This is a genomic window from Pseudomonas sp. KH_040, assembly GCF_057839305.1.
On sequence record NZ_CM174487.1, the window covers coordinates 1,592,827 to 1,617,499 of the forward strand.

Genomic DNA, 24,673 nt, shown 5'->3' on the forward strand with positions numbered 1-24,673 from the left:
CTAGGGCATTCCCGGACGCTTCCTACAGTTTCATTTCCTTGCATTTGTTAGCGTTTGTTCCTGCCGATCGAGGTGAGCAAAACTCAGTTCATTAGCGGCGAATAAAAGGACGATGCCGTTATGAAGCTTCTTGTGATTCACCAAAACTTTCCGGGCCAGTTCCGTCACGTGGTGCTGGCGGCGATTGACAGCCGTTACGAGGTTTTGGCGATAGGTCGGGATACGGCGCCGGGTATCGCAGAGGTGAATATATATCGATACCGCGCCGCCAGCAGAGCAGCGGGCGCTATTCACCCCTATCTGATCCGTTACGAACAAGCGGTGACTGATGGAGAGAAAGTTTTTCAAATTCTGAGCCGACTGAAACATTCGGGTTATCGGCCGGACGTGATTCTTGCTCATCCCGGATGGGGGGAAACGCTCTTCGTCAAGGATGTCTATCCTGACACGCCGCTTATTCACTATTGCGAATATTACTATCGAGCGCAGGGCGCGGACTCTGGGTTCGACCCTGAATTCCCGCGAGCCACAAGAGAGTCATCAAGGCTGCGAGTGCTCAATTCGCTGCATCTTTTGAATCTCGAACAATGTGACATTGCCATTGCGCCTACGCGGTGGCAGCGCAATCTGTTTCCGGCCGCTTATCAGTCGGCCATTCGGGTTATTCACGAGGGCGTCATTCAAAGTTCTTGCTTGGCGAAAGTTGGGGCCGTCAGGTTGCCCAATGGCGTCGAGCTGAGAGCCGGGCAGCCGATCGTTACTTATGTCGCGAGGAATCTTGAGCCTTATCGCGGGTTTCACAGTTTTATGCGAGCGATCCCGCATATTCAGGCTGAGTGTCCCGATGCGCAGATAATCGTAGTGGGCGGTGATGACGTCAGTTATGGGTGTAAGCCGGTTGGCTATGCAAATTGGCGCAGCAGGATGCAGGCAGAGGTAAGTTTCGATCATTCCACCGTTCATTTCACTGGGAAGCTTCCTTACCGGACTTACCGCGCGATTCTGGACTGCTCAAAGATTCATGTTTATTTGACGTATCCGTTTGTTTTGTCGTGGTCGTTATTGGAGGCGATGGCGGCTGGGTGTGTGGTAGTAGCGTCAGATACGGCTCCGGTAAGGGAGGTGATCGTCGATGGTCACAATGGAATGCTGGTGGATTTCTTCGATCATCACGGTATCGCCAAACGTATTACCAAGGTTCTTGATTCCGTTGATGAGTACGACAGCCTGCGCAGCGCCGCGAAGTTGACGGCGAGCAGATTTGATGTGGAGTACGGCACTAAACACTACTTTGAGCTATTTGAAAGCGCGATGTCCGGACATCTCAAGAAACAGCCTGAAACTCAGTTTGACCGGGAGCTTTGAAATGCTCGGGATGTCGCGTAAGCAATGGGTTAAATGGTTTAAGACGTTGTTGAAATACGGCTTGTTTATTTATGTCTGTTACTGCGTGGTTGATTTTTATATCCGTAAAGAAGAAGTCGCTGAGGCAATGGCAATCTATTACGCGGATCAGGAGGCCTGTCAAAAGAAGCTGGCGAGCCTGAAGCAGGTGCCCATACTGGGCGGCAGCTATGTGGATAAGACTCTGGTCCCGGAGTTTTATGTGGGCATGCCTGAATTGGCGAATAAGAAAGCGTGTCTGGCCAATACGCTCAAGGGGCATTTCTGGTGGACCGGGACGGGCTTGCGCCGGTACCAGGATCAGAGCCTGAAGTCGATTCCTGAAAGTTGGCGTCTTTATAAACTGAATGCTGGGCTTTATACAAAAAAAGAAACCACCGAGCCCCATGAACGGGGCTATCGCCACATCAACTGGCCGGATGAGTTGATTGTGAAGTTGAAAAATTATCCGGGGTTAGAGATTTGGCTGGATGCTCCGCCGCCGCATTTCAAGAATGTGGATTCCGTCAGAACGTTTGTCATTACTGGCTGGCCGCGGCGTGATGGCACCCCTCGGTTGATAGACTGTGACGGTTTGATTCGCCCGGCTTCCGAGGAACAACTGACTGACGAGAAATTGGCAAGGCTCAGCAGAGCAGAATTGGAAAATCTGGATTTTGGCAAGTTGAACTTTTTCTGCACTGTCAATCTGGATAGCTTTGACTTTGCTGGGGGGCACGGCAGCGTAGACCTCGGTCTATCGTCACTACGCGAAGCACCTGAGATGCTCAAGTTTCTCAGTGATTATCTTTCACGCTCAGTTATTACAAGGAAGTAACGATGAGTTATGTTTTTAGCGATATGGAAAAAACAGCGATCTTTAACGCAGCCAATATTTGCAAAGGTATGAGGCTTCTCTCAAAAAAAATTGAGTACGAGGCACTGGGAATAGCGGGGGCTAACTGCGCTCCCCTGTATCAAAAGCTATTCGATATTATCGGCAGAAGAGTTTCTGAGGTTACCGCTGTCGATCAAGAAGCGGGAGAAATTCTGAAAAGTGCCAGGCTCTGGCTTGCCGTGGCCATTGATGCCAACGGTGGAAACGGTGCCTACTCCGCCCTGATTCGCGGTTATACGTCGCGGCAAGGTGAACTGAGATTGAATAAAATTTTCAGTGAAGAGCTGATGCAACTGTCATCGAATCAGGTCGCCGCCAATTTCATCAATACCTTGATCGACGGATCTCTCGCCGGTCGACTGGCACCCTGGACGGTGCCGTCCATCAGCCAGATTGCAGAGATTGATGCCAGTGCGATCGGCAAGGCACTGTTTAGTGAGGCTTGCGGAGAGAAAGATACAGCCGTGAGCCATAACGCCGGTTGGTCCGGGACAGTCGGGTTCAGCCTGCTGGGTGGAATGCCACCCTATGAAACCTGGAGATTAATCTCCGCTGGTGATGCGGAACGGGAAGATGGCGGCCCACCAATTCAGGCACAAGCCAACAGGCTCGATGACTATAAAAATATTCTGTTCGCCATCGATTCATACAGTGTCGGCCTGCGAGCGGCGATCAGCAATTTCGGCATCAACCCATTGCAAAGTCTGCTTTCTGTCGTGCCGGAGCAAATCAATATCGCGCTCGCCAGTGGCAGCCTCAATCCCCTGATTCAGCATGTCGTGAAAGGCACGCCGGTTTCCGCCGTGGTCGACCTGATGTTGCGTTACGGCCAGAACGAATTTCTGGACATGTTCAAGCGCACCTACGACGGCGATTCAGCAGCGCCACCTACCACCGATGAAACCTTCGCCACCAACGCTTACGCATTCTTCTCGGCATTTCCACCAGAGCAGTCCCAAAGCATCGTCACCCGATCAATAGGTGAATACGGAAACGCGAATTCATGGGCAAAACTGGCTGGCGAGTCGACACCCATCGGCCTGGCGCTGCGCAATTCCCTGAAGCAACTCAGTGAAATCGTCCTTGAGCGAGCTGACGGTTACCCCGGACGCGGACTGGAGCTCTACGATCCGCTGACTGGCGAAGGTTTCATTACCGCGCAATGGCTCACCGATCGTGCGCAGATGTTGGCCCGTTTGATTGCCCGAACTCAGCGCTCGTTTGGAGAACACTCGCTGCAGAAGTTTTCCTACTCCGATCTCGCCTCAGCCAAACAGGTGCCGATGACCACGGGTGTGTTGAACTCGCTGGTCATGTTCGGTGATGACGGCGCGCGGTCTTTCGCGGGCGGTGCGAACACTGATCATCTTTATGGTGGCGCGGGCAATGACACGATCAACGGGCTGGCAGGTCACGATGTCATTGAGGGTGGACGCGGCAACGATTTGCTTGCCGGAGGCGACGGCAATGATGCGCTGCACGGAATGGCCGGTGATGATGTTCTGGTCGGAGGAAAGGGTAACGACTCTTTGATCGGTGGCGAGGGCAGCGACCGCTATGAGTTTTCCAGCGGTGATGGCATCGATGAAATCTTCGACGCCACCCCAAATGGGCAGCTATGGATCAACGGCTCGCCGATTCCTTCACTCAAACGTCGCGCCCCTTTGGGCAATATCTGGTCGACCGAGGATCAGGCCATCACCCTGACCCTCATCGAAGAACTCACTGAACCCACGCTCAACATCAAATATGGCCTGAACGATCTCGTCGTTATCAAGAACTTCCGCTCCGGGCTGCTTGGCATCCGACTTCCTGAATACCAAGGCCATACGGTCTCTGCTCCCGATCTGGTTCTTAAGGGCGACTGGAAAGCGAAGGATATCGACCCCAATGTTCCCGGTGATCAGTTCTCATACGATGAGCTGGGCAACGCCTTGCTATTGGCCAACGTAAAACAGAGAAACAAGGCCGATGTGCTTTACGGCTCTGCCAAGGACGACGTCATTCTCGGACTTGGCGGTTCTGATCGATTGTTCGGCAAGGATGGAAACGATCAATTGTTTGGGGATAAACAGACGACGCTCGAAAAAGCCATGGCCGCTGGCGACGTTAAAGGGAAAACAGCTCGAGGTGATTGGCTTGATGGAGGAGCAGGTCACGATTTGCTCATCGGTACGGCATCCCAAGACGTGCTTCTGGGCGGTAACGATCGGGATACGCTGATTGGAGGTGCGGGGGATGACATTTTATCAGGCGATGAAACGACCGGCGCGCTGGAGCAGAAATGGGGATTCAAACGCGTCGACGTTCTTATAGATGGTGGTGTCACCAGTCACCGAACTGTCTTTTCAAAGGCCTCCTTTAACAGTCCGACGCAGGGTGATAACGATGTTCTCTACGGCCAGGGCGGTCGTGATGTTCTCAATGGTGGATGGGGCGAGGACCTGCTTGATGGCGGAACTGAAGATGATCTTCTTTCGGGGGATGGTGGAAATGACACGCTGGCCGGAGGAAGCGGTAACGACACAATGATGGGCGATAACCTCGACTGGGGCGGTGGCCTGCAAAGCAAACACCATGGCAACGATGTATTGGACGGTGGCAGTGGCGATGATTGGCTCACTGGTAACGGTGGAGCCGATGCGATTTATGGTGGCTCAGGCAATGACACTCTCAAGGGGGATGACGATGTACTGAACGGCGTTGCCGGGGACGCCGCCCACTTTTTTGGAAATGACCTGCTGGACGGTGGTGCAGGAGACGACAAGCTCTGGGGCGGTGGGGCGGATGATCTGCTGCTCGGAGGTGAAGGTAACGACGCGCTGGCCGGGGATTATGCTGAGCATCCGGTTCGTTATCACGGCAATGATTTACTTGATGGTGGAGCGGGCGATGACACACTTCAGGGAATGGGTGGCTCCGATACCCTGATCGGTGGGGCAGGAGCTGACGCGATGGATGGCGATGTGTCCAACCTGCAGTCAGGTGGAATCAACAATGATTACCTTCAAGGCGATGAAGGAAACGATACCCTTTTGGGCGGCTTGGGCGCCGACACGCTTTATGGCGGCGCTGATGATGACATTTTATCCGGCGACTACGAGCAGACAGCCGAGGCCGAACACGGCGCAGATTATCTGGACGGTGGATCAGGCAACGATACCTTGCTGGGCGGTGGTGGCAACGACACGTTATTGGGCGGGGAGGGCGTAGACCACCTTCGCGGCGATTCCGGCAATAACGTTTTTGATGGCGGTGCCGGTAACGACGTGCTGGAAGGCCGTGACGGCGCTGATGTTTACTATTTCGGCGCTGGCGATGGTCTGGATATTGTTACCGATGCCGGCGGCTGCAACATCATCAGGTTCGGCGCAGGCTTTTCCGCACAAAGTCTGAAAGCCGACATTATTGAAGTTGCCGTCGGCACGGTATTGCGGCTGGCCAACGGCGCGGGCGACGCGATACTCATCAAGAGTCACGAGCAGTGGAAGGATTCCACATTCAGTTTCAGCGATGGCGTTGTACTTGATTATGAGGATGTCCTGCGTAAAACATTGCCGCCGATAAAGGTGCCCGAGTCACCTGTACCGGAAGTTGTAACCGCCTCAGGAATCCAGCAAAGCAAAGTTGAAGATCCGGTTCAGCCAGACGATGTAACCATCGCGGCGCAACGCCCTGTGGCATCTGATCACCCCGTTGACTGGACTGAAAAATTCCTCGCACAAATCAAATCCAAGCGCTACGCCCGCAAACACGCCACAGGTTTCACCTTGAGTGATCAAGGCGTCTGGGTTCGCAGTCATATCACGACTAGCGACACCGGTTACATCACTCACACCGAGCTGAGCGATGACGGCGTCGAAACGGGAACACTGTCTGACGCGCCGCCATGGATGAAGGTTGATGCAGGGCATGCCGTGGTCAGTGAAAGGCAGTCGAAAACCACAACCCGTGTCGAACATAAGCAGGTGAAAGCCGATGGGGCGATAGCCTCTTCGAGTCAGGCGCCTCGCTATTATCGATCCGGCTCGGCCAACGGCTTTTCATTCAATACCGGAGATGTATTGGTTGAAGACCGTAAGGAATCCGGCGCGCTTGAGGGCTGGTACATCTATCCGGCAGCAAGCTTCGGTTCGGGGGAAACGGTGCCCAAGGCGTTTCGCTGGGATGTCACAACTGAAACGATCAAACGCAAAATCGTCTCTGGCGACGATGCCGGCGGGCGAGTCAACGTCGAAGTGGAAAACGTTTTCCACGGCGGCGCGGGAGACGATCTGATTGTCGCTTATGCAGGCTCCCCACTTGACTACGGCACTGTCGGCGACAGAACACCGGGCGCGTTTTTATCCGCAGGTGCAGGTGACGATACCTTGCTGGGCTCCGAGGGCGCCGACTATCTGGTCAGCGGGGCAGGGGATGATTGGCTTTACGGTGAAGACGGTGCCGACACCTACATCGTGCAAGCGCACGCCGGAGCAACTACCACGATTGCGGATGTGCCGAACCCTGTTTTCCACCGAGCAGAAGTTGGCGCAGCGGGGTGGAAAGACAAGTACGGATTGATCGATCAGGACACGGTCGTCCTTCCAGCAGATGCGCAGCGCAATGCACTGCAATTGAGCTGGGGTGCTGCGCTGATAGAAACCACACATGTCGCGCTGGAACCCAACCCTGGTCGCGGGGCACACCGCAATCCGCCAAGAGCGAAAATGCTCCATCCGACACTCGATATCAATTGGGGTGGGATACAGAAGGTTCGCATCGTCCTGCCCCTCAACGGTGAACTTGAGGGGGCCGGGATTGAGCTCTTGAATTTCGCCGATGGGTCGGTCGTGAGTTTGAAGCAACTCTTGGAGTCAAGTCAGCTGGGCCCTGCGCCCGAGACTTTTCATACGGGTGTAGCCGTTAACAATTCAACGCGTTTTACGTCTCTGCGAGACGGACGGGCGCTGCCGTTAGTCGGTGGTCGAGGCAACGACACGATAAGCGGCGCGGGGGAAATCCGAGGCATGGAAGGGGATGACGTGCTCACGGGCAGCCCCGGTGATGATCTGCTGTTGGGTGGGCCGGGCAATGACACGCTGACCGGCGGCGCCGGAAATGATATCTACCGATACGATGGCCTCGGCAGGGACGTGATCATCAATCGCGGAGACGGCCTTGACGGGATCGACTTTTCCGAACGCAGGCTGACGATCGACAGCTTGAAGTTTCACCGTGAGCGCGATGATCTGGTGATCGTGGTGGATTACGGCATGGCACCGAAAATCCGGGTTTCCAATCATTTTGCCGCAGGCGAAAGCGCAATCGGCTTCATAAGAGCCAGCGAAGGAACAGCGACTCAAGACTACAGCTCGATGCAGATTGCTGAACGTCTGCACCCTCTTCCGCCATTGAGGGATGTCGAAGACATTTTGATAAAGGGCGACGAAGAAGCGCAGCGGGCGATGACGGAGATCATTCAGTTTTACGAGCTGAATGTCTGAGTCGTATGGCGACTGATTGAGCCAGCTCGCGATGGGAATCCAGTCGTCATCGCGAGCATCGCGTCAGTTCAATACTGCGTCAAATCCGCCAACGGATGCCGCCCCTCCCAAACCTTGTGAAAGTGCGCGTCAACCACCGCATCCGGTACATTGTTGATATCCGGCCAGTGCCAGTGCGGCTTTTGATCCTTGTCGATCAACCGCGCGCGAACCCCTTCGCTGAACTCCGGATGCCGGCAGCAATTGAGGCTCAGGGTGTACTCCATCTGAAAGACTTCGGCCAACGACATGTGCCGGGCGCGGATGATCTGTTCCCAGACCAGATGCGCGGTCAGCGGCGAGCCTTCGCTCATGGTTTTCGCTGCCCGGGCAAGCAACGGATCGCTGCTGTCGCGCTGCAGGCTGATGGCTTTCCAGGCGCAGGCCACATCGCTGACGTCGAGCAGTTCGTCGATCTGCTGCCGCCGTGGCAGCCACTGCGCCTCGGGCAACTGCGCCACGGCTTCCTGCTGCAGGGCCTTGAGCAGGCTGTTGAGTTGCATGTCGGTCTGTTCCTGCCAATTCAGTTGCAACAGGCCTTCGATCAGTTGCGGCTGTTGTTCGTCGAGCAGGAAGCGATCGGCCAGATCCAGATCGATCGCATCACGGCCGTTCATGTGCGCACCGGTCAGGCCCAGAAACAAGCCGAGCTTGCCCGGCAGCCGGGCGAGAAACCAACTGGCGCCGACGTCCGGATACAGACCAATGGTGATTTCCGGCATGGCCAAACGACTGCTCGGCGTGACGATCCGCGTACTCGCGCCTTGCAGCAAGCCCATGCCGCCGCCGAGCACGTAACCATGGCCCCAGCAGATCAGCGGTTTCGGATAGGTGTGCAGGCTGTAATCCAGACGATATTCTGCGCTGAAAAACTGCGCGGCCAACGGTGGTACCTCGCCGGGGTGGGCACGACAGGCCTCGACCAGGCTGCGCACCTCGCCGCCGGCGCAGAAGGCCTTGGCGCCGTTGCCGCGCAGCAGCACGCAGACGATTTGCGGATCCTTGGCCCAGGCGTTCAGTTTGTCGCTGAGGGCGTTGATCATCGGCAGCGATAGCGCGTTCAGCGATTGTTCAGCATCCAGGCTGGCGATACCGATGCGGGCGCCGTCGGTGCCGGTGAGTTCTTCGAAGTGCAGATTCATCGTGACCTCGATCGGGAATTTGAACGATCAGTATGATCGTTGTGTGGGAAAGTGCCGGATCTGCGTCAGATCAATTGACAAGCGTGGTCGGCTTTCCTAGGGTTCGCCCCATTGTTTTTGCCGGGTATGACCATGACTGCTGACGACCGTATCAAACTCGAACCGAGCTGGAAGGAGGCACTGCGTGCTGAATTCGACCAGCCTTACATGGCAGAGTTGCGCCAGTTTCTGCAGCAGGAGCGGGCGGCCGGCAAGGAAATCTATCCGCCGGGGCCGATGATTTTCAATGCCTTGAACTCGACGCCGCTGGATAAAGTGAAGGTGGTAATCCTCGGCCAGGACCCGTATCACGGCCCGGGGCAGGCCCACGGTTTGTGCTTCTCGGTGCAACCGGGCGTGCCGGCACCGCCGTCGCTGGTCAACATCTATAAAGAGTTGAAGCGCGACCTCAACATCGACATTCCCAATCACGGCTACCTGCAGAGCTGGGCCGATCAGGGCGTGCTGATGATCAACACGACCATGACCGTCGAGCGCGCCAACGCCAATGCGCACAAGGACAAGGGCTGGCAGTTTTTTACTGATCGGATCATTGAACTGGTCAGCGAGCGCCAGCCGCATCTGGTGTTCATGCTCTGGGGCGCCCATGCGCAGAGCAAGCAGAAGCTGATCGACGCGACCAAGCATCTGGTGCTGACGTCGGTGCATCCGTCACCATTGTCGGCATATCGCGGGTTTTTGGGTTGTGGGCACTTTAGCCGCACCAACAAGTTTCTTGAGCAGAATGGCGAGACGCCGATCGAGTGGCGTTTGCCGCCGATCTAAAAAGCATCGCGAGCAGGCTCACTCCTACAGTTGAAATGCGCTCCCCTGTAGGAGTGAGCCTGCTCGCGATGGGGGCAACTCGGTCTTACTCGGGATTACGATTCCAGTATTTGAACAATGGCTCCGCCAGAAACAGCACAAACAGCAACCGCATCACCTGCATCGCTGTCACCAGCGGCACAGACAGTTGCAGCGTCTCCGCCGTCAGGCTCATTTCGGCGATGCCGCCAGGCATCATGCCCAGCGTCAGTGAACGCAGATCCAGATGAGTGAGCGCGCTCAAGCCCAACGCCGCCAGTGAGGCGATCAACATGGTCAACGCCGTGCCAATCAACGTCCGCCCCATAAAGGATGGCGCGCGACGGAAAAACTGCCGATTGAAGTGGCAACCCAAACCGCTGCCAATCAACCACTGGCCAATCTGACTGCCGCCATTGGGCAAGCCAATGTGCAGATCCCAGCCAATGCTCACCGCCGCACTCACCAGCAACGGCCCGAACAACCACGGATTGGGTTGGCGCAAACGCTGCCAGAGCCACGCAAGCAAACCACCCGCCGGAAATAGAAACGCCAGCCAGCGCCAATCGACGCTGCCGGCATGAGAAATCGGTGTGCCATCGCCAAGCAAATACTTGAACGCCGCCGGCACGCACAGCACCACCACCAGCACGCGCAAACTCTGCCCCGCCGCAACATGACTGAGCAGCGCGCCATTGCGCGCGCCGAGGTTGACCATCTCCCCGGAACCCCCCGGCATGCTGGAAAAAAACGCCGTGGCGCGATCCTCGCCAGTACGGCGCATCAACCACACACCGACCACCGCCGACAGGCTGGTGACCAGCGCGCCGAAGAAGATCAATCCGAAATGACTGAGCACCTGTTCCATCACCACCGGGGTGAAGTGCAGGCCGATGCCAATGCCGACAATCCACTGGCCGCACTTGCGGCCGCCAGGGATTTCCGTGAGTTGCCACGGGGTCAGGCAGCGCACGAGGATGATCGCCAGCAACGAGCCGACCATCCACGGCAGTGGCCAGCCGATCTGACTGGCGAGATAACCGCCGAGCAGACCGACCAGCGGGGTTCCCCACCAGGATTTCAGTGAGGCGCGATCAAACATCGGCGATGGCGCGACGCGCGACCGAACGTTTGCGCCAGATGCGCAGCAGCGGCATCAGCAGCATGATCGCGGTCAGCACCCAGACACCGAAGGTGATCGGGCTCGACCAGAGGATCTCCAGCGCACCGTTGGAAATCGACAGTGCACGACGCAGGTTCTGCTCCATCAGACCACCGAGGATGAAGCCCAGCAGTACCGGCGACAACGGGAAGTCGAGTTTGCGCAGGATGTAGCCGAAGATACCGATGCCGACCATCAGGAACAGGTCGAACGTGGTGGCGTGCACCGCGTAGACGCCGATCCCGGTGATGATCGCGATCACCGGCACCAGTGCCCAGTTCGGCACCGCGAGGATGCGGGTGAAGATGCGGATCATCGGAATGTTGAGGATCACCAGCATGATGTTGGCGATGAACAACGAGGCGATCAGGCCCCAGACGATGTCCGGTTGTTGCTGGAACAGCAGCGGGCCCGGGGTGATGTTGTACAGCGACAGCGCGCCGATCATCACCGCCGTGGTGCCCGAACCTGGCACGCCCAGCGTCAGCATTGGCACCAGCGCACCGCAGGCCGACGCGCCAATGGCGGTTTCCGGCGCGGCGAGGCCACGGGCATCACCCTGACCGAATTTGCCGCTGGCGCCGGCGATGCGTTTTTCGGTCATGTAGGCCACGGCACTGGCCAGCGTCGCGCCGGCACCCGGCAATACGCCCATGATGAAACCGAGCAGGCCGCAACGGATGTTCACTACGAACACCGAAGACGCTTCCTTGAAGTTGAACATCATCCGGCCGGTAGCTTTCACTGCTTCCTGGCCGCGATGGGTTTTCTCCAGCAGCAACAGAATTTCACTGACCGAGAACAGGCCCAACACCAGCACGACGAATTGAATGCCGTCAGTCAGGTGAATGTTGTCACCGGTAAAGCGGTAAACGCCGCTGTTGGCGTCGATGCCGACGCTCGACAGGAACAGGCCGATCAACGCCGCGATAAAGGTTTTCAACGGTCGATCACCAGCCATGCCGCCGAGACAGACAATCGCAAACACCATCAGCACGAAGTATTCCGCCGGACCAAAGGCAATCGCCCATTTCGCCAGCAGCGGCGCGAACAACACCATGCCGCAGGTGGCGATAAACGCGCCGATAAACGAACTCCACGCCGACAGCGACAGCGCCACACCGGCCAGACCTTTGCGGGCCATCGGGTAGCCGTCGAGGGTGGTCATCACGGTCGACGCTTCGCCCGGAATGTTCAGCAGAATCGAGCTGATCCGCCCGCCGTATTCGCAGCCCAGATATACCGCCGCGAGCAGGATCAACGCCGACTCCGGCGGTAGTCCGAGGGCGAAGGCAATCGGAATCAGCAGTGCCACGCCGTTGATCGGACCGAGGCCCGGCAGCAGGCCGACGACAGTGCCGATCAGTGTGCCAGTCAGGGCCGTGACCAGGTTGTACGGGCTCAGCGCAACGCCGAAGCCTTGACCCAAATAACCGAGGGTATCCATATCAGTTCTCCAGCACGTCGAGCAGGCCAAGGGGCAGCGGAACGTCCATCACACGGTCGAACAGCAGGTACAGACCGATGGCCATCAGCGTCGTCACCACGATGCTCGGCATCCAGCGACCGCCATACAGGCGCGCCATCGGAATGCCGATGAGGATGCTGCTGAGGATGAAACCCAGCGGTTCGAAGAGGCCGGCGAACACCAGCAGCAGTGCGACGCAAATGGCGATCTTGGTCAGGGTTTCGCGATCCAGTGGCGGCTCGTCTTCACTGTGTTTGATCGGCGCCGGGCGGAACACCATGTACAGCAGCGCCGCGCCCATCAGGCCGAGCATCAGCAGAGGGAAGGCGCGCGGGCCCACCGGTTCGTAGGAAAAAGCCGCTTGGTACGGCCACGCCATCAGTGCCAGGCCGGCGCAAACCAGCAACAACACGGAGGCGAAAATGCGTTGAATAAGCATGGGAGCTCCTGTGCTGCGTCCCCGTCAGCGGGAACGCAGCCGCTAGACAGGGACGATCACTGGATCAGGCCGAACTCTTTGGCCAGCACTTTGTAGTCCGCGACCTGCTTCTTCACGTAGGTGTCCAGTTCCGGGCCAGTCATGGCGAACGGGAACAGTTCACGCTGATCGCGCAGCTTGGCGAACTCCGGCGAGGCCAGCAGTTTGTCGAACGAGTCTTTCCACCAGGCGTAATCTTCGTCGCTGACTTTTGGCCCCAGGTAGAAGCCGCGCACTACCGGCCAGACGATGTCGTAGCCTTGCTCGCGCGCGGTCGGGATGTCTTTCATTTCCGGCTCGTCGAGACGCTTGTCGGCGAACACTGCGAGCAGACGCATGTCACCGCTCTGGATGTGCGGCATGGAGTCGGAGATGTCGGTACTGCCGACCTGGATGTGGCCACCGAGCAGGGCGGTGGCGATTTCGCCGCCACCTTCGAGGGCGACGTAACGCAGGTCACGCGGGTTGATCCCGGCAGCCTTGGCGATCAGGGCGGTTTGCATCCAGTCCTGGCTGCCGACGGTGCCGCCGGAACCGATCACCACCGAGCTTGGATCTTTCTTCAGAGCCTGAACGAGATCGTCGAGGGTCTTGTAGGGCGAATCGCTTTTCACCGCGATGGCGCCGTAGCTGGTGCCAACCGCTGCCAGCCAGCGCACGTTGGTTTCATCGAAACGCCCGAACTTGCCTTGGGCCAGGTTCAGCAACGAACCGCTCGACCACGCCACCAGCGTGCCGGCATCGGCAGGGCGCTGAGCGACCACGGCGTTGTACGCCACCGCGCCGACACCGCCGGGCATGTAGGTGACGCGCATCGGTTTGGTCAGCAGTTTTTCGTTGACCAGTGCGCTCTGCACCAGTTTGCAGGTCAGGTCGAAACCACCGCCGGGGGAGGCCGGGGCGATACATTCCGGACGTTTCGGTTCAGCCATCAGTTGGCCGGCAAACAGGATGCAACTGGCGGCCAGTGCAACTTTACGCAGTGACAGGTTCATTCGATTCTCCACGGGCATTGTTGTTATTCGACGTGTTTTTCTTCAGCCGGCCATTACCACAACGCAACGCTGTAGCTCACCAGCAAACGCACTTCGTCTGCATCGCGAGCCGAGTAGTTGGAGCGGTAAGTGGCATTACGCAAACGCACGGCGACATCCTTCAAGGCGCCGCTTTGTACTACATATTTGATCTCGGTGTTGCGTTCCCACTCTTTGCCTTCTTCGCCGTTCTTGAGCTTGATGTTGTCACCGCTCAAGTAGCGGCTCATGAAGCTCAGGCCTGGAATGCCGAGCTTGGCGAAGTCAAAGTCGTAGCGAGCCTGCCAGGAGCGTTCTTCTGCGCCGGCGAAATCGTTGATCTGCACGAAGTTGACCAGATACGGGTCGCTGCCATCGACATACGGGAAGGCGCTGTCGCCGGACATGTGCTGATAACCGGCGCTGAACTTGTGCCCGCTCAGCGCATAGCTGACCAGGCCGTTGAGCGAGCGGTTGTCGATCTCGCCGCCACGGGCTGCGCCTTGGTCATCGCTGACGGCGAAACGCAGGTCAGTGGCAAACGTGCCCGGGCCCATCGGCCGTGAGGCGACCAGGCCGAAGAAGTGCTGGTTATAGACTTCGTCGAGTTGAGCGAAGTGGTAACTGCCGGTGATCTTGTCGGTGAACTTGTAATCCACGCCGCCAAAATCGAAATGCTTGCCGGCAGCGGTGCCAGCAAAACGGCTGTTCTTGTTATTGAGGGCGATGTCCTCGAAATCGGTGCTGTCGCGATCCTTGGCTTTCTCCAGACGGCCACCGGTGAACGTCAGGTTCTTGATCTCTTTGGAGGTCAGTAAACCGCCTTCAAAGGTCTGCGGCAGAATGCGCCCATCGTTCGGTTTGAGGATCGGCAATTCAGGAATCAGGCTGCCGATTTTAAGTTCGGTGGCAGAGATTTTCACTTTGCCGGTCAGGCCGACTTTCGAGTATTCGTCAGCCGCGCGCCCATCATCGTGGGTCGGCAGCAGGCCGGTGCCGGTGCGGTCCGGACTCGAATCAAGTTTGACGCCAAGCATGCCTAACGCATCGACACCGAACCCGACGGTGCCATCGGTGTATCCCGATTGCAGATTGAGCATGAAGCCTTGAGCCCATTCGTCACGCTTGGACTGCTGGGCACTGGTGCCATCGCGAAAGTCGCGGTTGAAATACATGTTGCGGGTTTCGAAGGTGGCGCTGCTGTCTTCAATGAAGTCGGCAAAACTCAACGGCGAAAAACCGGCAAGAGCGGCGGCACTGACGAGGGCGGTGTGGCTGAAACGGGAAGGGCGAACAGGCGTGGACGCCTGAGGCTGCATGGACGGCATGCGGGTGTACTCCGTTTATTGTTCTTATTGGTCGAAAACGCTTCGAGGCGTTTTTCGTTGCGCTGTGTGGCATCAGCGACGGCAGTCGGAACTGTCCGTGGGCCGACTCTAACCAGCTAACCTTTCGCTAACCTTTCAGCAGACTTTCAAGGTTTTCGGGCTTCACAGCGGCGGTTGCGGCTGTAAACTCCGCGGCAAAGCGTGGCGTTGGCCATCACTCAATGAGGTAAAGATCCATGCGTGTTCTGCTCGTCGAAGACCATCTGCAATTGGCCGAAAGCGTTGCGCAGGCGCTCAAGAGCACCGGTCTGACCGTGGATGTGTTGCACGATGGCGTGGCCGCCGATCTGGCGCTGGGCAGTGAGGAATACGCCGTGGCGATCCTCGATGTCGGCCTGCCACGCATGGACGGTTTCGAGGTCCTCGCGCGGTTGCGGGCACGTGGAAAAAATCTGCCGGTGTTGATGCTGACGGCGCGTAGCGATGTGAAGGATCGCGTCCACGGCCTCAATCTGGGCGCCGACGATTACCTCGCCAAACCGTTCGAACTGACCGAACTGGAAGCGCGGGTCAAAGCCTTGCTGCGTCGCAGTGTGCTCGGTGGCGAACGCCAGCAGCGCTGTGGCGTGCTGGCCTACGACCTCGACACCCGACGTTTCACCCTTGGCGAAGAATTGCTGACGTTGACGTCCCGCGAGCAAGCGGTGCTGGAAGCGCTGATTGCCCGGCCGGGGCGGGTGATGAGCAAGGAGCAACTGGCCTCCCAGGTGTTCGGTCTCGACGAAGAGGCCAGCCCCGATGCCATCGAAATCTACGTGCACCGCTTGCGCAAGAAACTCGACGGCCAACCGGTGGCGATCGTGACGTTCCGTGGTCTGGGGTATCTACTGGAAAGCCGCGATGCATAAGCCCAGCAGCCTGCGCTGGCGCTTGCTGTGGAACCTTGCATTGCTGCTGGTGGTGCTGATGCTCGCCAGCGGCTTGAGTGCCTACTGGAATGGTCGCGAAGCCGCCGACACCGCCTACGACCGCACGCTGCTGGCCTCGGCGCGAACCATCGCCGCAGGCCTGTCGCAACGTGACGGCACATTGAGCGCCGATGTGCCTTACGTGGCACTCGACACTTTCGCTTATGACAGCGCCGGGCGGATTTACTATCAGGTCAATGACATCCATCAGAAGCTGATTTCCGGCTACGAAAACCTGCCCGGGCCGCCACCGGGGACACCACGCACCGACAGTTATCCCGCGTTGGCGCGTTTCTACAACGCCACCTACAAAGGGCAAAACGTGCGTGTGGTCAGCCTGCTTAAAGCAGTGACCGAGCCGAACATGAACGGCATGGCGGAAATCCGCGTCGCCGAAACCGATGAGGCACGGGTGAGCATGGCGCGCAGTCTGGCGGCTGATACTTTGCTGCGCCTGGGTATGTTGGCGATCGGTGCGTTGTTGTTGGTCTGGTTCGCGGTCAGTGCGGCACTGCGCCCATTGGAGCGCCTGCGCACGGCGGTGGAAGAGCGTCAGCCCGACGACTTGCGTCCGTTGCCATTGGTCGAAGTGCAGCATGAACTATGGCCGCTGGTGCGTGGACTTAACCATTTCACCGAGCGCCTGCGTGGGCAGTTTGAACGGCAGGCGCAGTTCATCGCCGATGCGGCCCATGAGTTGCGTACGCCTTTGGCAGCGCTGAAGGCGCGGCTTGAGTTGGGCCTGCGCTCCAACGATGCGGAAGTCTGGCGTTCGACGCTGGAGTCTTCGGCACAAAGCACTGATCGCCTGACTCATCTGGCCAATCAGTTGCTGTCGCTGGCACGCGTTGAAAACGGCGCCCGGGCGATTGCCGAGGGCGGCGCGCAGTTGCTCGATCTGAGTCAGTTGGCCCGGGAACTGGGCATGGCCATGGCACCACTGGCGCACAAACGCGGGGTGGCGCTAGCGCTGGAGGCGGACGAACCGGTGTGGCTGCGCGGTGAGCCGACCCTGCTGAATGAGCTGCTGAGCAATCTGGTGGACAACGCCTTGGCGCATACGCCACCGGGCGGCAACGTGATTCTACGGGTGACCGCGCCGGCGGTACTTGAGGTTGAAGATGACGGGCCGGGTATTCCGCTGGAGGATCGCGATCGCGTGTTCGAGCGGTTCTACCGACGTAATCAGCAGGTGGCGGGCTCAGGGCTGGGGCTGGCAATCGTCGGTGAGATCTGTCGAGCGCATCTGGCCCAGATCAGCTTGCATGATGGCGAGCAGGCGGGGTTGAAGGTGCGGGTCAGTTTTATAGCCGGGTGATTGTGGTGGTTTTGCTGGCCCCTTCGCGAGCAGGCTCGCTCCCACTCTGGAATGCATTTTCCTGTGGGAGCGAGCCTGCTCACGAAGGGCGCGCCTCGGTCTCGGATCAGTAAAACATCGTCCGCGACTCTTCCAGATCCGCGCACAGTTCCTTGTTCTCCTGGTCGATCCCAAGCTTCCTGAACGCCGGAACTGTCATTGGATCAATCCGCGCAAACGGATGATCAGTGTCCTTGTGGCAATACAGGCTCGCCACTTGCACCAGATCGACGTAATCGATGGCCGTCGAATCGCGCTTGAAGTCCTGATAGCGCCCCGGCAACTCCACCAGACGTTCCGGAAACTCCCAGACCCGCAGGAGCTTGTCGCCCAGCAATGGATGAATGTGATCGATCACATGGTTGAGGCTGACCGGATCCGACAGCAGCTCATAGTGATCTTCGGCGTAGGTCAGAATCGGCAACACGCCGATCTGATGCACCAGCCCGCCGAGCGCTGCCTGATCGGGTTTGAGTTGTGTGTAGCGGCGGCACAACGCGTAACTGACCCCGGCAATTTCCAGGCTCTTGCGCCAGACTTCGCGCATCTTCTGTTCGACCACTTCGGAGCGGGCGTGGAAGATCTGCTCCATTACCAGACCGATCGCCAGGTTGCTGCTGTAGTTGATGCCCAGCCGGGTGATGGCGGTGTGCAGGTCGGTGACTTCCTGTGCGGCGCGCAGCAGCGGGCTGTTGACCACTTTGATCAGGCGCGCTGACAGCGCCGTGTCCCGGCCGATGACTTTGCTCAGGTCGCTGACGCTGATTTCCGGGTCTTCAGCGGCCTTGCGAATCTGCAGGGCCACTTCCGGCAACGTGGGCAGAACCAGGTCATCGTTATCGATGGCCTCAACCAAATCCTGTTGGACTTTTTCCGCCAGTTCGCTCATTTAAACTCTCTAGGGTGTTGCAACAAATGCTGCGATCAGCGCTGGATTTCGCGGTCGCGATCCAGTTCGTAAGGCAGGTCGAGCAGATGCAGCGCGGGACCTTCGAGGGTGCCCAGATGCAAATCACCGGCTTCGGCAGCTTCGGCCTGCAGCACCGCCAGGAGTTCAATGTTTTGCCCGGCCTTGGCGGCCAGCACCACTTCGCCGATGGAGCTGTTGTGGCTTGGTGCAAACAGTTGTGTGCCAGGTTCTGGCAGGTCAGCAGCGTCCAGGCTCAAGCGGTACAGACGACGCTTGAGTTTGCCCAGGTACTGCATGCGCGCGACGATTTCCTGGCCGGTGTAGCAGCCTTTCTTGAAACTCACGCCGCCAACGGCTTGCAGGTTGAGCATTTGCGGGATGAACAGCTCGCGGGTACTTGGCATGACCTGACCGATACCGGCACGGATCTGGCCCAGCAGCCATTGATTCAGCTCGGCTTCAGGCAGGGCTGCGGACAATTTGGCTTTGATCGCGTCAGTCTGATCGGCCGGTGTCCAGAGTTCGGCGCAATCCGGCGAGACGCGAATCGCGATCAGACCCTCATTACGCACAACGCTGTCGGTTTCCTCCGGCAGGTCCAGACCGAGGCTGGTCAAGGCGTTATCGCCATGCTCCAGGCCAAAACGTACCCAAGCGGCACTTTCGTCGGTCAGTTTCGATTTGGAGAACACCGCGTATTTTTTCAGGTCCGCCAGTTGCGGCTCCAGCAGCTCGCTGGCCATCGCCAGAACCACGCCGTCACCTTCGAGCAGAATGCGGAAGCTCGACTGCATCCGGCCTTTCTGCGTGCAGCGGGCGCCGAGGCTGGCGCGAGTGTCGCTGAGGTAATTGAGGTTGCAGGTCAACTGGCCTTGCAGGAATTTTCCGGCATCCGCGCCGCGAACCGCGAGAACGCCTTCATGAGACAGGGTGCAGAAAAAAGCAGAATCGGCCATGGGTCATCGCAGGGTAAATAGACTGGGGCACATCATAAGGGCGCGTTGTTGAAATGGGTAGTTGATAAAGGATCGGTGGTCCCCGACCAAAGCCGACTGTGCGACCTGTCTCGGGGCTGTATACTTGCCGCCAAATTTGAGGAGGGCTCCATGGTCGAACAAGTTGAACTGAATCGCCTCTTTTGGCACAGCCGTCGCGGCATGCTTGAGCTTGACGTGTTGCTGGTGCCGTTCGTGCAGGAGGTTTACGCGACGTTGAACCAGGTGGATCGCGATCTGTATGTCCGTCTGCTGACGTGCGAGGATCAGGACATGTTCGGTTGGTTCATGGAGCGCAGCGAGTCTGAAGATCCGGAACTGCAGCGCATGGTTCGCATGATCCTGGACCGTGTCCAGCCCAAGTAACACGTTCGAATGCCGCTGGCATGCCTCACGGCAGTTGCTGGCGGCGTATCTGCTGGCCCAGGCGTTCGCACTGGGTGCATTGTTTCTGCTATCGATTCCACTCTGGGCCAGTCTGCTCGGGGCTTTCGCCTGCCTGCTTCATGGCGTCTGGGTGTTGCCTCGGCAGATTCTGCTGAATCACCGTCGGGCTTTTCGCGGATTGCGCCGGGACGTCGATGGCTGGCAGTTGTGGAATCAGGCTGATGGTTGGCAGTCGGTGCAGTTGCGCCAGGACAGCCTCGCGCTGCCATTGATCGTGGTTCTGCGTTTTCGCCTGCGCGGCGAGTGGCGGGTCAGATCGATCTGTGTGCCCCGGGACTCGCAGGCGGCGGATCTGCACCGACGCCTGCGAGTACGGCTCAAGTTCAGCCGGCGTAGGTGGGCGGCACCAGAATAGTGTCGAGTGCCTCGGGCAGCAGATCAGGATAGTCGAGGGTGTAATGCAGGCCGCGACTCTCCTTGCGTTCCATGGCTGAGCAGATCATCAGTTCGGCGACTTGCGCCAGATTGCGCAACTCGATCAGATCGCGGCTGACTTTATAGTTGCTGTAGAACTCGTCGATCTCGTCCAGCAGCAGGCGCACACGGTGTTGCGCCCGTTGCAGGCGCTTGTTGGTGCGCACGATACCGACGTAGTCCCACATGAACCGCCGCAGTTCATCCCAGTTGTGCGCGATGATCACATCCTCGTCCGAGTCGGTGACCTGGCTGGCGTCCCAGACGGGCAGGGCGTTTGGCGCGGTGATATCGTCCAGTTGCGCGAGAATGTCGGCTGCTGCCGAACGGGCATAGACGAAACATTCCAGCAGCGAATTACTGGCCATGCGGTTGGCGCCGTGCAGGCCGGTGAAACTCGTTTCGCCAATCGCGTACAGGCCCGGCACGTCGGTGCGGCCATGTTGATCGACCATCACGCCACCGCAGGTGTAGTGCGCCGCCGGTACGACGGGAATTGGTTGTTTGGTGATGTCGATGCCAAATCCGAGGCAGCGCTCATAAACAGTGGGGAAGTGCGTCTTGATGAAGTCTTCGGGCTTGTGGCTGATATCGAGATAGACGCAGTCGACACCCAGGCGCTTCATTTCGTGGTCGATGGCCCGGGCGACGATGTCGCGCGGTGCCAGTTCGGCGCGTTTGTCGAAGCGATACATGAAGCGTTCGCCGTTGGGCAGCTTCAAATGCGCGCCTTCGCCACGCAGGGCTTCGGTGATCAGAAAACTCTTGGCCTGCGGGTGATACAGGCAGGTCGGGTGGAACTGGTTGAATTCCAGGTTCGCCACCCGGCAACCCGAACGCCAGGCCATGGCGATGCCATCACCGCAAGCGCCGTCGGGGTTGCTGGTATAGAGGTAGACCTTGGCGGCACCGCCGGAGGCCAGAATCACGAAGCGTGCACCGTAGGTGTCGACTTCGCCGGTTTTTCGATTGAGTACGTAGGCGCCGAGGCAGCGCTCGCCGTCCATGCCCAAACGTCGTTCGGTGATCAGATCGACAGCAACCCGCTGCTCCAGGAGCTCGATGTTCGAACGCTCTTTGGCCTGGGCCAGCAAGGTTTTGAAAATGGCCGCGCCGGTAGCATCAGCGGCGTGGATGATGCGCCGATGGCTGTGGCCGCCCTCTCGGGTCAAATGGAACTCGAACCCGCCGTCTTCAGTACCTGACTGATCGTCGCGGGTGAAGGGGACGCCTTGATCAATCAGCCACTGGATGGCTTCGCGGCTGTGCTCCACAGTGAAGCGCACGGCGTCTTCATGGCACAGCCCGCCGCCGGCGTTCAGGGTGTCGTCTACATGGGATTCGACAGTATCAGTGTCATCGAGCACGGCGGCGACGCCACCCTGGGCCCAGAAAGTTGAACCGTTGGCGAGATCGCCTTTGCTCAATACGGCAATGCGCAAATGACCTGGCAGGGTCAGCGCGAGACTCAAACCGGCAGCACCGCTGCCTATGACCAGAACATCGTGTTGGAATTGTTGGCTCATTACAGGATTCCGCTCAAAGCGACCCGGGTCGGGGGTGGCGCAAGACCGCTGGATCGGCAAGTCAAGACAGCCACACAGCCCACTAGTATATAGAGGGGGGGGACGGCACAATAGCCGGGCCGATATGGCATTGTGAAACTACTGTGACGGGAAAAAGGTGTGCTTCGTCGGAAGTTTTTTTTCCCTGTTTGGGGGAAAGGCGACTGTATCGGCGCTGAAACAGACGTTTTCTGCACAGAGTCGCCCAATGTCGGGTGGCGACGGCTATAAATAATTGGAACTTTTGCCAAAGGCCCAAGATCAATAGTCGGTGCCAGAGATAAGGGACAGTGTCGGCTTCAGTGCGGAATCCGCGGTTGGATTCCTGCCGGCGAAACCGATGACAAGATTATTCGCGCAGCCGGTTTATCCCGAGCTGCGTTTTTCGTGCGTGCCAAATCAGAGCCCGCAGGAAACTTGCCTGGAGGGGGAGAACTTTTGCGAAAAGCCCGAGTCTATGTTTGCAAGTCTGGTCGTTTAGTTATGCAAGTCTCCTTCGGGCTTATCGAGGAGTGTTCATGCTAACCCAGGAAGAGGATCAGCAGCTGGTCGAGCGCGTTCAACGCGGCGACAAGCGAGCTTTCGATCTGTTGGTGCTGAAATATCAGCACAAGATTCTCGGGTTGATCGTGCGTTTCGTGCACGACACCCATGAAGCCCAGGACGTGGCTCAGGAAGCCTTTATCAAGGCATATCGAGCACTTGGAAACTTTCGCGGCGACAGTGCGTTTTATACGTGGCTGTACCGTATTGCCATTAACACGGCGAAGAATTACCTGGTTTCACGCGGCCGTCGGCCGCCGGACAGCGATGTAAGTTCCGAGGATGCAGAGTTCTACGATGGCGATCACGGCCTCAAGGATCTCGAATCACCAGAACGTGCACTGCTGCGGGATGAGATCGAAGGCACCGTCCATCGAACCATCCAGCAACTGCCAGAGGATTTGCGTACAGCTTTAACTTTACGTGAATTCGATGGTCTGAGTTACGAGGACATTGCGAGCGTCATGCAATGTCCGGTGGGTACCGTGCGCTCCCGGATTTTCCGCGCCCGGGAGGCCATCGATAAAGCCCTGCAGCCGTTGTTGCAGGAAAACTGAGACAGCGGCGACAGCCAAGAGAGGAACGCCATGAGTCGTGAAGCCCTGCAGGAATCGCTGTCCGCAGTGATGGATAACGAAGCGGACGAACTGGAATTGCGTCGGGTGCTCAATGCACTGGACGACGTAGAAACCCGTGAGACCTGGGCTCGTTACCAGATCGCTCGGGCAGCCATGCACAAGGATCTGCTGCTGCCACGTCTGGACATCGCTGCGGCAGTGTCTGCTGCACTGGAAGACGAAACGGCTCCGGCCAAAGTATCGCGCAGCCCATGGCGTAACCTTGGCCGTCTGGCTGTTGCAGCCTCGGTGACTGTTGCCGTTCTGGCCGGTGTTCGCCTGTACAACCAAGACGAAATCGCTGGTGTCGAACTGGCTCAGCAATCCAATCAGCCAACTCTGGCGACCCCACAGGTCAAAGGCCCGGCTGTTCTGGCAGGCTATAGTGAGAGTTCGGAAGCCACTGGCCCGATGGCCAACGGCGTACTGCAAGGTCAGCCAGGCTGGCACGATCAGCGTCTGCCAGGCTACCTGCGTCAGCACGCTCAGCAGGCTGCACTGAAAGGTACTGAAAGCGCGTTGCCATACGCACGTGCTGCAAGCCTGGAAAACCGTTAAGGAGGATCATGCGCGCCATACCTCTACTTTCGCTTCTGCTCAGTGGCTGGTTCATTGTTCCAGCCCACGCTGATGAGGCCCAGGACTGGTTGACCCGTCTGGGCCAGGCCGAGCAGCAGCAAAGCTTTCACGGCACATTCGTTTACGAGCGTAACGGTAGCTTTTCTACCCATAACATCTGGCATCGCGTCCAGAATGGCCAGGTCCGCGAGCGTTTACTTCAGCTCGATGGTTCGGCGCAGGAAGTCGTGCGCATTGATGGACACACTCAATGCGTCAGCGGCACCCTGATTGCCGGTCTGGGGGATTCTCCCAACTCGGCCGCTCGTCCTCTCGATCCGCAAAAGCTGAAAAACTGGTATGACCTCGCCGTCATTGGCAAGTCGCGTGTGGCTGGGCGGGACGCAGTGATTGTTTCGCTGACGCCTCGCGATCAGCATCGTTACGGTTTTGAGTTGCATCTGGACAAGAAAACGGGCTTGCCGCTGAAGTCGTTACTGCTAAACGACAAGGGGCAGTTGCTCGAGCGCTTCCAGTTCACCAGTCTTGATACTGATGAAGTCCCGTCTGACAAAGATTTGCAGGCTGACGCTGACTGCAAGGCAGTTACTTTGGACAGCGACAAGGCTTCGGCGGTCAAGGCCGCTCAGGTATGGCACTCTGAATGGTTGCCGCCGGGCTTCGAACTGACCAGCAGTACTTCGCACAAAGATCCGGAAACCAAGACTCAGGTCAACAGCTTGCTGTATGACGACGGTCTGGCGCGTTTTTCGGTTTTCCTTGAGCCATTGAACGGCGAAACCGTCACTGACACGCGGACACAGCTGGGCCCGACCGTTGCCGTTTCCCGCCGCCTGACCACGCCTGAGGGCGAAATGATGGTCACCGTGGTCGGCGAGATCCCGATTGGTACTGCCGAACGAATTGCTCTGTCGATGCGTAATACCGATGGCACTGCAACCAGCAAGCAGTGAGCTGATTTCAGTCGTTACCACTTCTTTGTCGAGACGTAGATGAAATGTTTGCTGAGCATTTTCATTTGCAAATACCCTGAAAATT

General features: G+C 58.1%; 20 protein-coding genes. 11 read left to right on the top strand and 9 right to left on the bottom strand.

The genetic code is table 11. The annotated features are described in order from the left end of the window. Window positions 1-120 precede the first annotated feature (120 nt). From AC3IUF_RS07155 to AC3IUF_RS07165, 3 genes are read left to right on the top strand one after another with little or no spacing between them, the layout of a single operon-like run. Window positions 121-1,365, top strand: coding sequence for a glycosyltransferase family 4 protein (locus AC3IUF_RS07155; RefSeq protein ID WP_489280792.1), 1,245 nt, complete (start codon window positions 121-123; stop codon window positions 1,363-1,365). A gap of 1 nt (window position 1,366) precedes the next feature. Next, window positions 1,367-2,221 carry a hypothetical protein gene (locus AC3IUF_RS07160; protein WP_489280794.1) on the top strand — a complete coding sequence of 285 codons (855 nt, stop codon included), beginning with the start codon at window positions 1,367-1,369 and terminating at the stop codon, window positions 2,219-2,221. Window positions 2,222-2,223: 2 nt separating this feature from the next. Continuing rightward, window positions 2,224-7,767 (top strand): calcium-binding protein, encoded by a 5,544-nt coding sequence (locus AC3IUF_RS07165; protein ID WP_489280796.1) that lies wholly within the window; start codon window positions 2,224-2,226, stop codon window positions 7,765-7,767. Window positions 7,768-7,835: 68 nt separating this feature from the next. Here the strand turns inward: AC3IUF_RS07165 and AC3IUF_RS07170 are convergent, their stop codons facing one another. Beyond that, the gene (locus tag AC3IUF_RS07170; RefSeq protein ID WP_123376322.1) at window positions 7,836-8,948 is read right to left on the bottom strand and encodes an enoyl-CoA hydratase/isomerase family protein; all 1,113 of its coding nucleotides are present in this window, start codon (window positions 8,946-8,948) and stop codon (window positions 7,836-7,838) included. A gap of 132 nt (window positions 8,949-9,080) precedes the next feature. On the opposite strand from AC3IUF_RS07170, the gene ung reads away from it, so the two are divergent. After that, window positions 9,081-9,773, top strand: a complete 693-nt coding sequence (gene ung / locus AC3IUF_RS07175) for a uracil-DNA glycosylase (protein ID WP_007911441.1) — start codon at window positions 9,081-9,083, stop codon at window positions 9,771-9,773. Between the two features lie 85 nt (window positions 9,774-9,858). Here ung and AC3IUF_RS07180 read toward each other — a convergent pair whose 3' ends face one another. From AC3IUF_RS07180 to AC3IUF_RS07200, 5 genes are read right to left on the bottom strand one after another with little or no spacing between them, the layout of a single operon-like run. Continuing rightward, window positions 9,859-10,893, bottom strand: coding sequence for an AbrB family transcriptional regulator (locus tag AC3IUF_RS07180; RefSeq protein WP_007911438.1), 1,035 nt, complete (start codon window positions 10,891-10,893; stop codon window positions 9,859-9,861). Next, window positions 10,886-12,400, bottom strand: a complete 1,515-nt coding sequence (locus tag AC3IUF_RS07185) for a tripartite tricarboxylate transporter permease (RefSeq protein WP_007911435.1) — start codon at window positions 12,398-12,400, stop codon at window positions 10,886-10,888. Before AC3IUF_RS07185 ends, AC3IUF_RS07180 begins: the two co-directional genes overlap by 8 nt. A gap of 1 nt (window position 12,401) precedes the next feature. Continuing rightward, entirely contained in the window at window positions 12,402-12,860 is a 459-nt protein-coding gene (locus tag AC3IUF_RS07190) for a tripartite tricarboxylate transporter TctB family protein (RefSeq protein ID WP_007911434.1), read from the bottom strand. 56 nt (window positions 12,861-12,916) lie between these two features. Further along, on the bottom strand, window positions 12,917-13,894 hold the full coding sequence (locus AC3IUF_RS07195; RefSeq protein WP_007911432.1) for a Bug family tripartite tricarboxylate transporter substrate binding protein: 978 nt from the start codon (window positions 13,892-13,894) through the stop codon (window positions 12,917-12,919). A 53-nt stretch (window positions 13,895-13,947) separates the two neighbouring features. Then, the gene (locus AC3IUF_RS07200) at window positions 13,948-15,240 is read right to left on the bottom strand and encodes an OprD family porin (RefSeq protein WP_007911430.1); all 1,293 of its coding nucleotides are present in this window, start codon (window positions 15,238-15,240) and stop codon (window positions 13,948-13,950) included. Between the two features lie 236 nt (window positions 15,241-15,476). Here AC3IUF_RS07200 and AC3IUF_RS07205 point away from each other — a divergent pair, with 236 nt between their 5' ends. Further along, window positions 15,477-16,148, top strand: a complete 672-nt coding sequence (locus AC3IUF_RS07205; RefSeq protein WP_007911422.1) for a response regulator — start codon at window positions 15,477-15,479, stop codon at window positions 16,146-16,148. Continuing rightward, on the top strand, window positions 16,141-17,526 hold the full coding sequence (locus tag AC3IUF_RS07210) for a sensor histidine kinase (RefSeq protein ID WP_007911421.1): 1,386 nt from the start codon (window positions 16,141-16,143) through the stop codon (window positions 17,524-17,526). The genes AC3IUF_RS07205 and AC3IUF_RS07210 overlap by 8 nt, the downstream gene beginning before the upstream one ends. 106 nt (window positions 17,527-17,632) lie before the next feature. On the opposite strand, the gene AC3IUF_RS07215 is transcribed toward AC3IUF_RS07210, so the two are convergent. Together AC3IUF_RS07215 and ygfZ are read right to left on the bottom strand one after the other, a co-directional pair. Next, window positions 17,633-18,454, bottom strand: a complete 822-nt coding sequence (locus AC3IUF_RS07215) for an HDOD domain-containing protein (RefSeq protein WP_007911420.1) — start codon at window positions 18,452-18,454, stop codon at window positions 17,633-17,635. 35 nt (window positions 18,455-18,489) lie between these two features. After that, window positions 18,490-19,431 carry a CAF17-like 4Fe-4S cluster assembly/insertion protein YgfZ gene (gene ygfZ, locus AC3IUF_RS07220; RefSeq protein ID WP_489280800.1) on the bottom strand — a complete coding sequence of 314 codons (942 nt, stop codon included), beginning with the start codon at window positions 19,429-19,431 and terminating at the stop codon, window positions 18,490-18,492. A 150-nt stretch (window positions 19,432-19,581) separates the two neighbouring features. Here ygfZ and AC3IUF_RS07225 point away from each other — a divergent pair, with 150 nt between their 5' ends. Both AC3IUF_RS07225 and AC3IUF_RS07230 read left to right on the top strand, forming a co-directional pair. Next, entirely contained in the window at window positions 19,582-19,836 is a 255-nt protein-coding gene (locus AC3IUF_RS07225) for an FAD assembly factor SdhE (protein WP_007911418.1), read from the top strand. Continuing rightward, window positions 19,820-20,272, top strand: a complete 453-nt coding sequence (locus AC3IUF_RS07230) for a protein YgfX (RefSeq protein WP_095113789.1) — start codon at window positions 19,820-19,822, stop codon at window positions 20,270-20,272. Before AC3IUF_RS07225 ends, AC3IUF_RS07230 begins: the two co-directional genes overlap by 17 nt. Here AC3IUF_RS07230 and nadB read toward each other — a convergent pair. Then, window positions 20,241-21,857: an L-aspartate oxidase gene (gene nadB / locus AC3IUF_RS07235; RefSeq protein ID WP_095113788.1), complete on the bottom strand. Its 1,617-nt coding sequence runs from the start codon at window positions 21,855-21,857 to the stop codon at window positions 20,241-20,243. The two genes, AC3IUF_RS07230 and nadB, sit on opposite strands and share 32 nt — an antisense overlap. A gap of 557 nt (window positions 21,858-22,414) precedes the next feature. Here nadB and rpoE point away from each other — a divergent pair. Genes rpoE through AC3IUF_RS07250 form a run of 3 tightly spaced genes read left to right on the top strand, consistent with a single transcriptional unit; the run spans window position 22,415 to window position 24,588 of the window. Then, on the top strand, window positions 22,415-22,996 hold the full coding sequence (gene rpoE, locus AC3IUF_RS07240; RefSeq protein WP_003172477.1) for an RNA polymerase sigma factor RpoE/AlgU: 582 nt from the start codon (window positions 22,415-22,417) through the stop codon (window positions 22,994-22,996). Between the two features lie 30 nt (window positions 22,997-23,026). Further along, window positions 23,027-23,614, top strand: a complete 588-nt coding sequence (locus AC3IUF_RS07245; protein ID WP_007911408.1) for a sigma-E factor negative regulatory protein — start codon at window positions 23,027-23,029, stop codon at window positions 23,612-23,614. Between the two features lie 8 nt (window positions 23,615-23,622). After that, on the top strand, window positions 23,623-24,588 hold the full coding sequence (locus AC3IUF_RS07250; RefSeq protein WP_007911407.1) for a MucB/RseB C-terminal domain-containing protein: 966 nt from the start codon (window positions 23,623-23,625) through the stop codon (window positions 24,586-24,588). Window positions 24,589-24,673 lie beyond the last annotated feature (85 nt).

What these genes read in the sequence shown, in the direction of transcription:
- AC3IUF_RS07250 (WP_007911407.1), top strand. Translation starts at nt 23,623, where the DNA reads ATGCGCGCCATACCTCTACTTTCGCTTCTGCTCAGTGGCTGGTTCATT.
- AC3IUF_RS07180 (WP_007911438.1), bottom strand. Translation starts at nt 10,893, where the DNA reads ATGTTTGATCGCGCCTCACTGAAATCCTGGTGGGGAACCCCGCTGGTC.
- AC3IUF_RS07245 (WP_007911408.1), top strand. Translation starts at nt 23,027, where the DNA reads ATGAGTCGTGAAGCCCTGCAGGAATCGCTGTCCGCAGTGATGGATAAC.
- AC3IUF_RS07155 (WP_489280792.1), top strand. Translation starts at nt 121, where the DNA reads ATGAAGCTTCTTGTGATTCACCAAAACTTTCCGGGCCAGTTCCGTCAC.
- AC3IUF_RS07215 (WP_007911420.1), bottom strand. Translation starts at nt 18,454, where the DNA reads ATGAGCGAACTGGCGGAAAAAGTCCAACAGGATTTGGTTGAGGCCATC.
- AC3IUF_RS07200 (WP_007911430.1), bottom strand. Translation starts at nt 15,240, where the DNA reads ATGCCGTCCATGCAGCCTCAGGCGTCCACGCCTGTTCGCCCTTCCCGT.
- ung (WP_007911441.1), top strand. Translation starts at nt 9,081, where the DNA reads ATGACTGCTGACGACCGTATCAAACTCGAACCGAGCTGGAAGGAGGCA.
- AC3IUF_RS07165 (WP_489280796.1), top strand. Translation starts at nt 2,224, where the DNA reads ATGAGTTATGTTTTTAGCGATATGGAAAAAACAGCGATCTTTAACGCA.
- AC3IUF_RS07170 (WP_123376322.1), bottom strand. Translation starts at nt 8,948, where the DNA reads ATGAATCTGCACTTCGAAGAACTCACCGGCACCGACGGCGCCCGCATC.
- ygfZ (WP_489280800.1), bottom strand. Translation starts at nt 19,431, where the DNA reads ATGGCCGATTCTGCTTTTTTCTGCACCCTGTCTCATGAAGGCGTTCTC.
- AC3IUF_RS07225 (WP_007911418.1), top strand. Translation starts at nt 19,582, where the DNA reads ATGGTCGAACAAGTTGAACTGAATCGCCTCTTTTGGCACAGCCGTCGC.
- rpoE (WP_003172477.1), top strand. Translation starts at nt 22,415, where the DNA reads ATGCTAACCCAGGAAGAGGATCAGCAGCTGGTCGAGCGCGTTCAACGC.
- AC3IUF_RS07185 (WP_007911435.1), bottom strand. Translation starts at nt 12,400, where the DNA reads ATGGATACCCTCGGTTATTTGGGTCAAGGCTTCGGCGTTGCGCTGAGC.
- AC3IUF_RS07190 (WP_007911434.1), bottom strand. Translation starts at nt 12,860, where the DNA reads ATGCTTATTCAACGCATTTTCGCCTCCGTGTTGTTGCTGGTTTGCGCC.
- AC3IUF_RS07160 (WP_489280794.1), top strand. Translation starts at nt 1,367, where the DNA reads ATGCTCGGGATGTCGCGTAAGCAATGGGTTAAATGGTTTAAGACGTTG.
- AC3IUF_RS07195 (WP_007911432.1), bottom strand. Translation starts at nt 13,894, where the DNA reads ATGAACCTGTCACTGCGTAAAGTTGCACTGGCCGCCAGTTGCATCCTG.
- AC3IUF_RS07210 (WP_007911421.1), top strand. Translation starts at nt 16,141, where the DNA reads ATGCATAAGCCCAGCAGCCTGCGCTGGCGCTTGCTGTGGAACCTTGCA.
- nadB (WP_095113788.1), bottom strand. Translation starts at nt 21,857, where the DNA reads ATGAGCCAACAATTCCAACACGATGTTCTGGTCATAGGCAGCGGTGCT.
- AC3IUF_RS07205 (WP_007911422.1), top strand. Translation starts at nt 15,477, where the DNA reads ATGCGTGTTCTGCTCGTCGAAGACCATCTGCAATTGGCCGAAAGCGTT.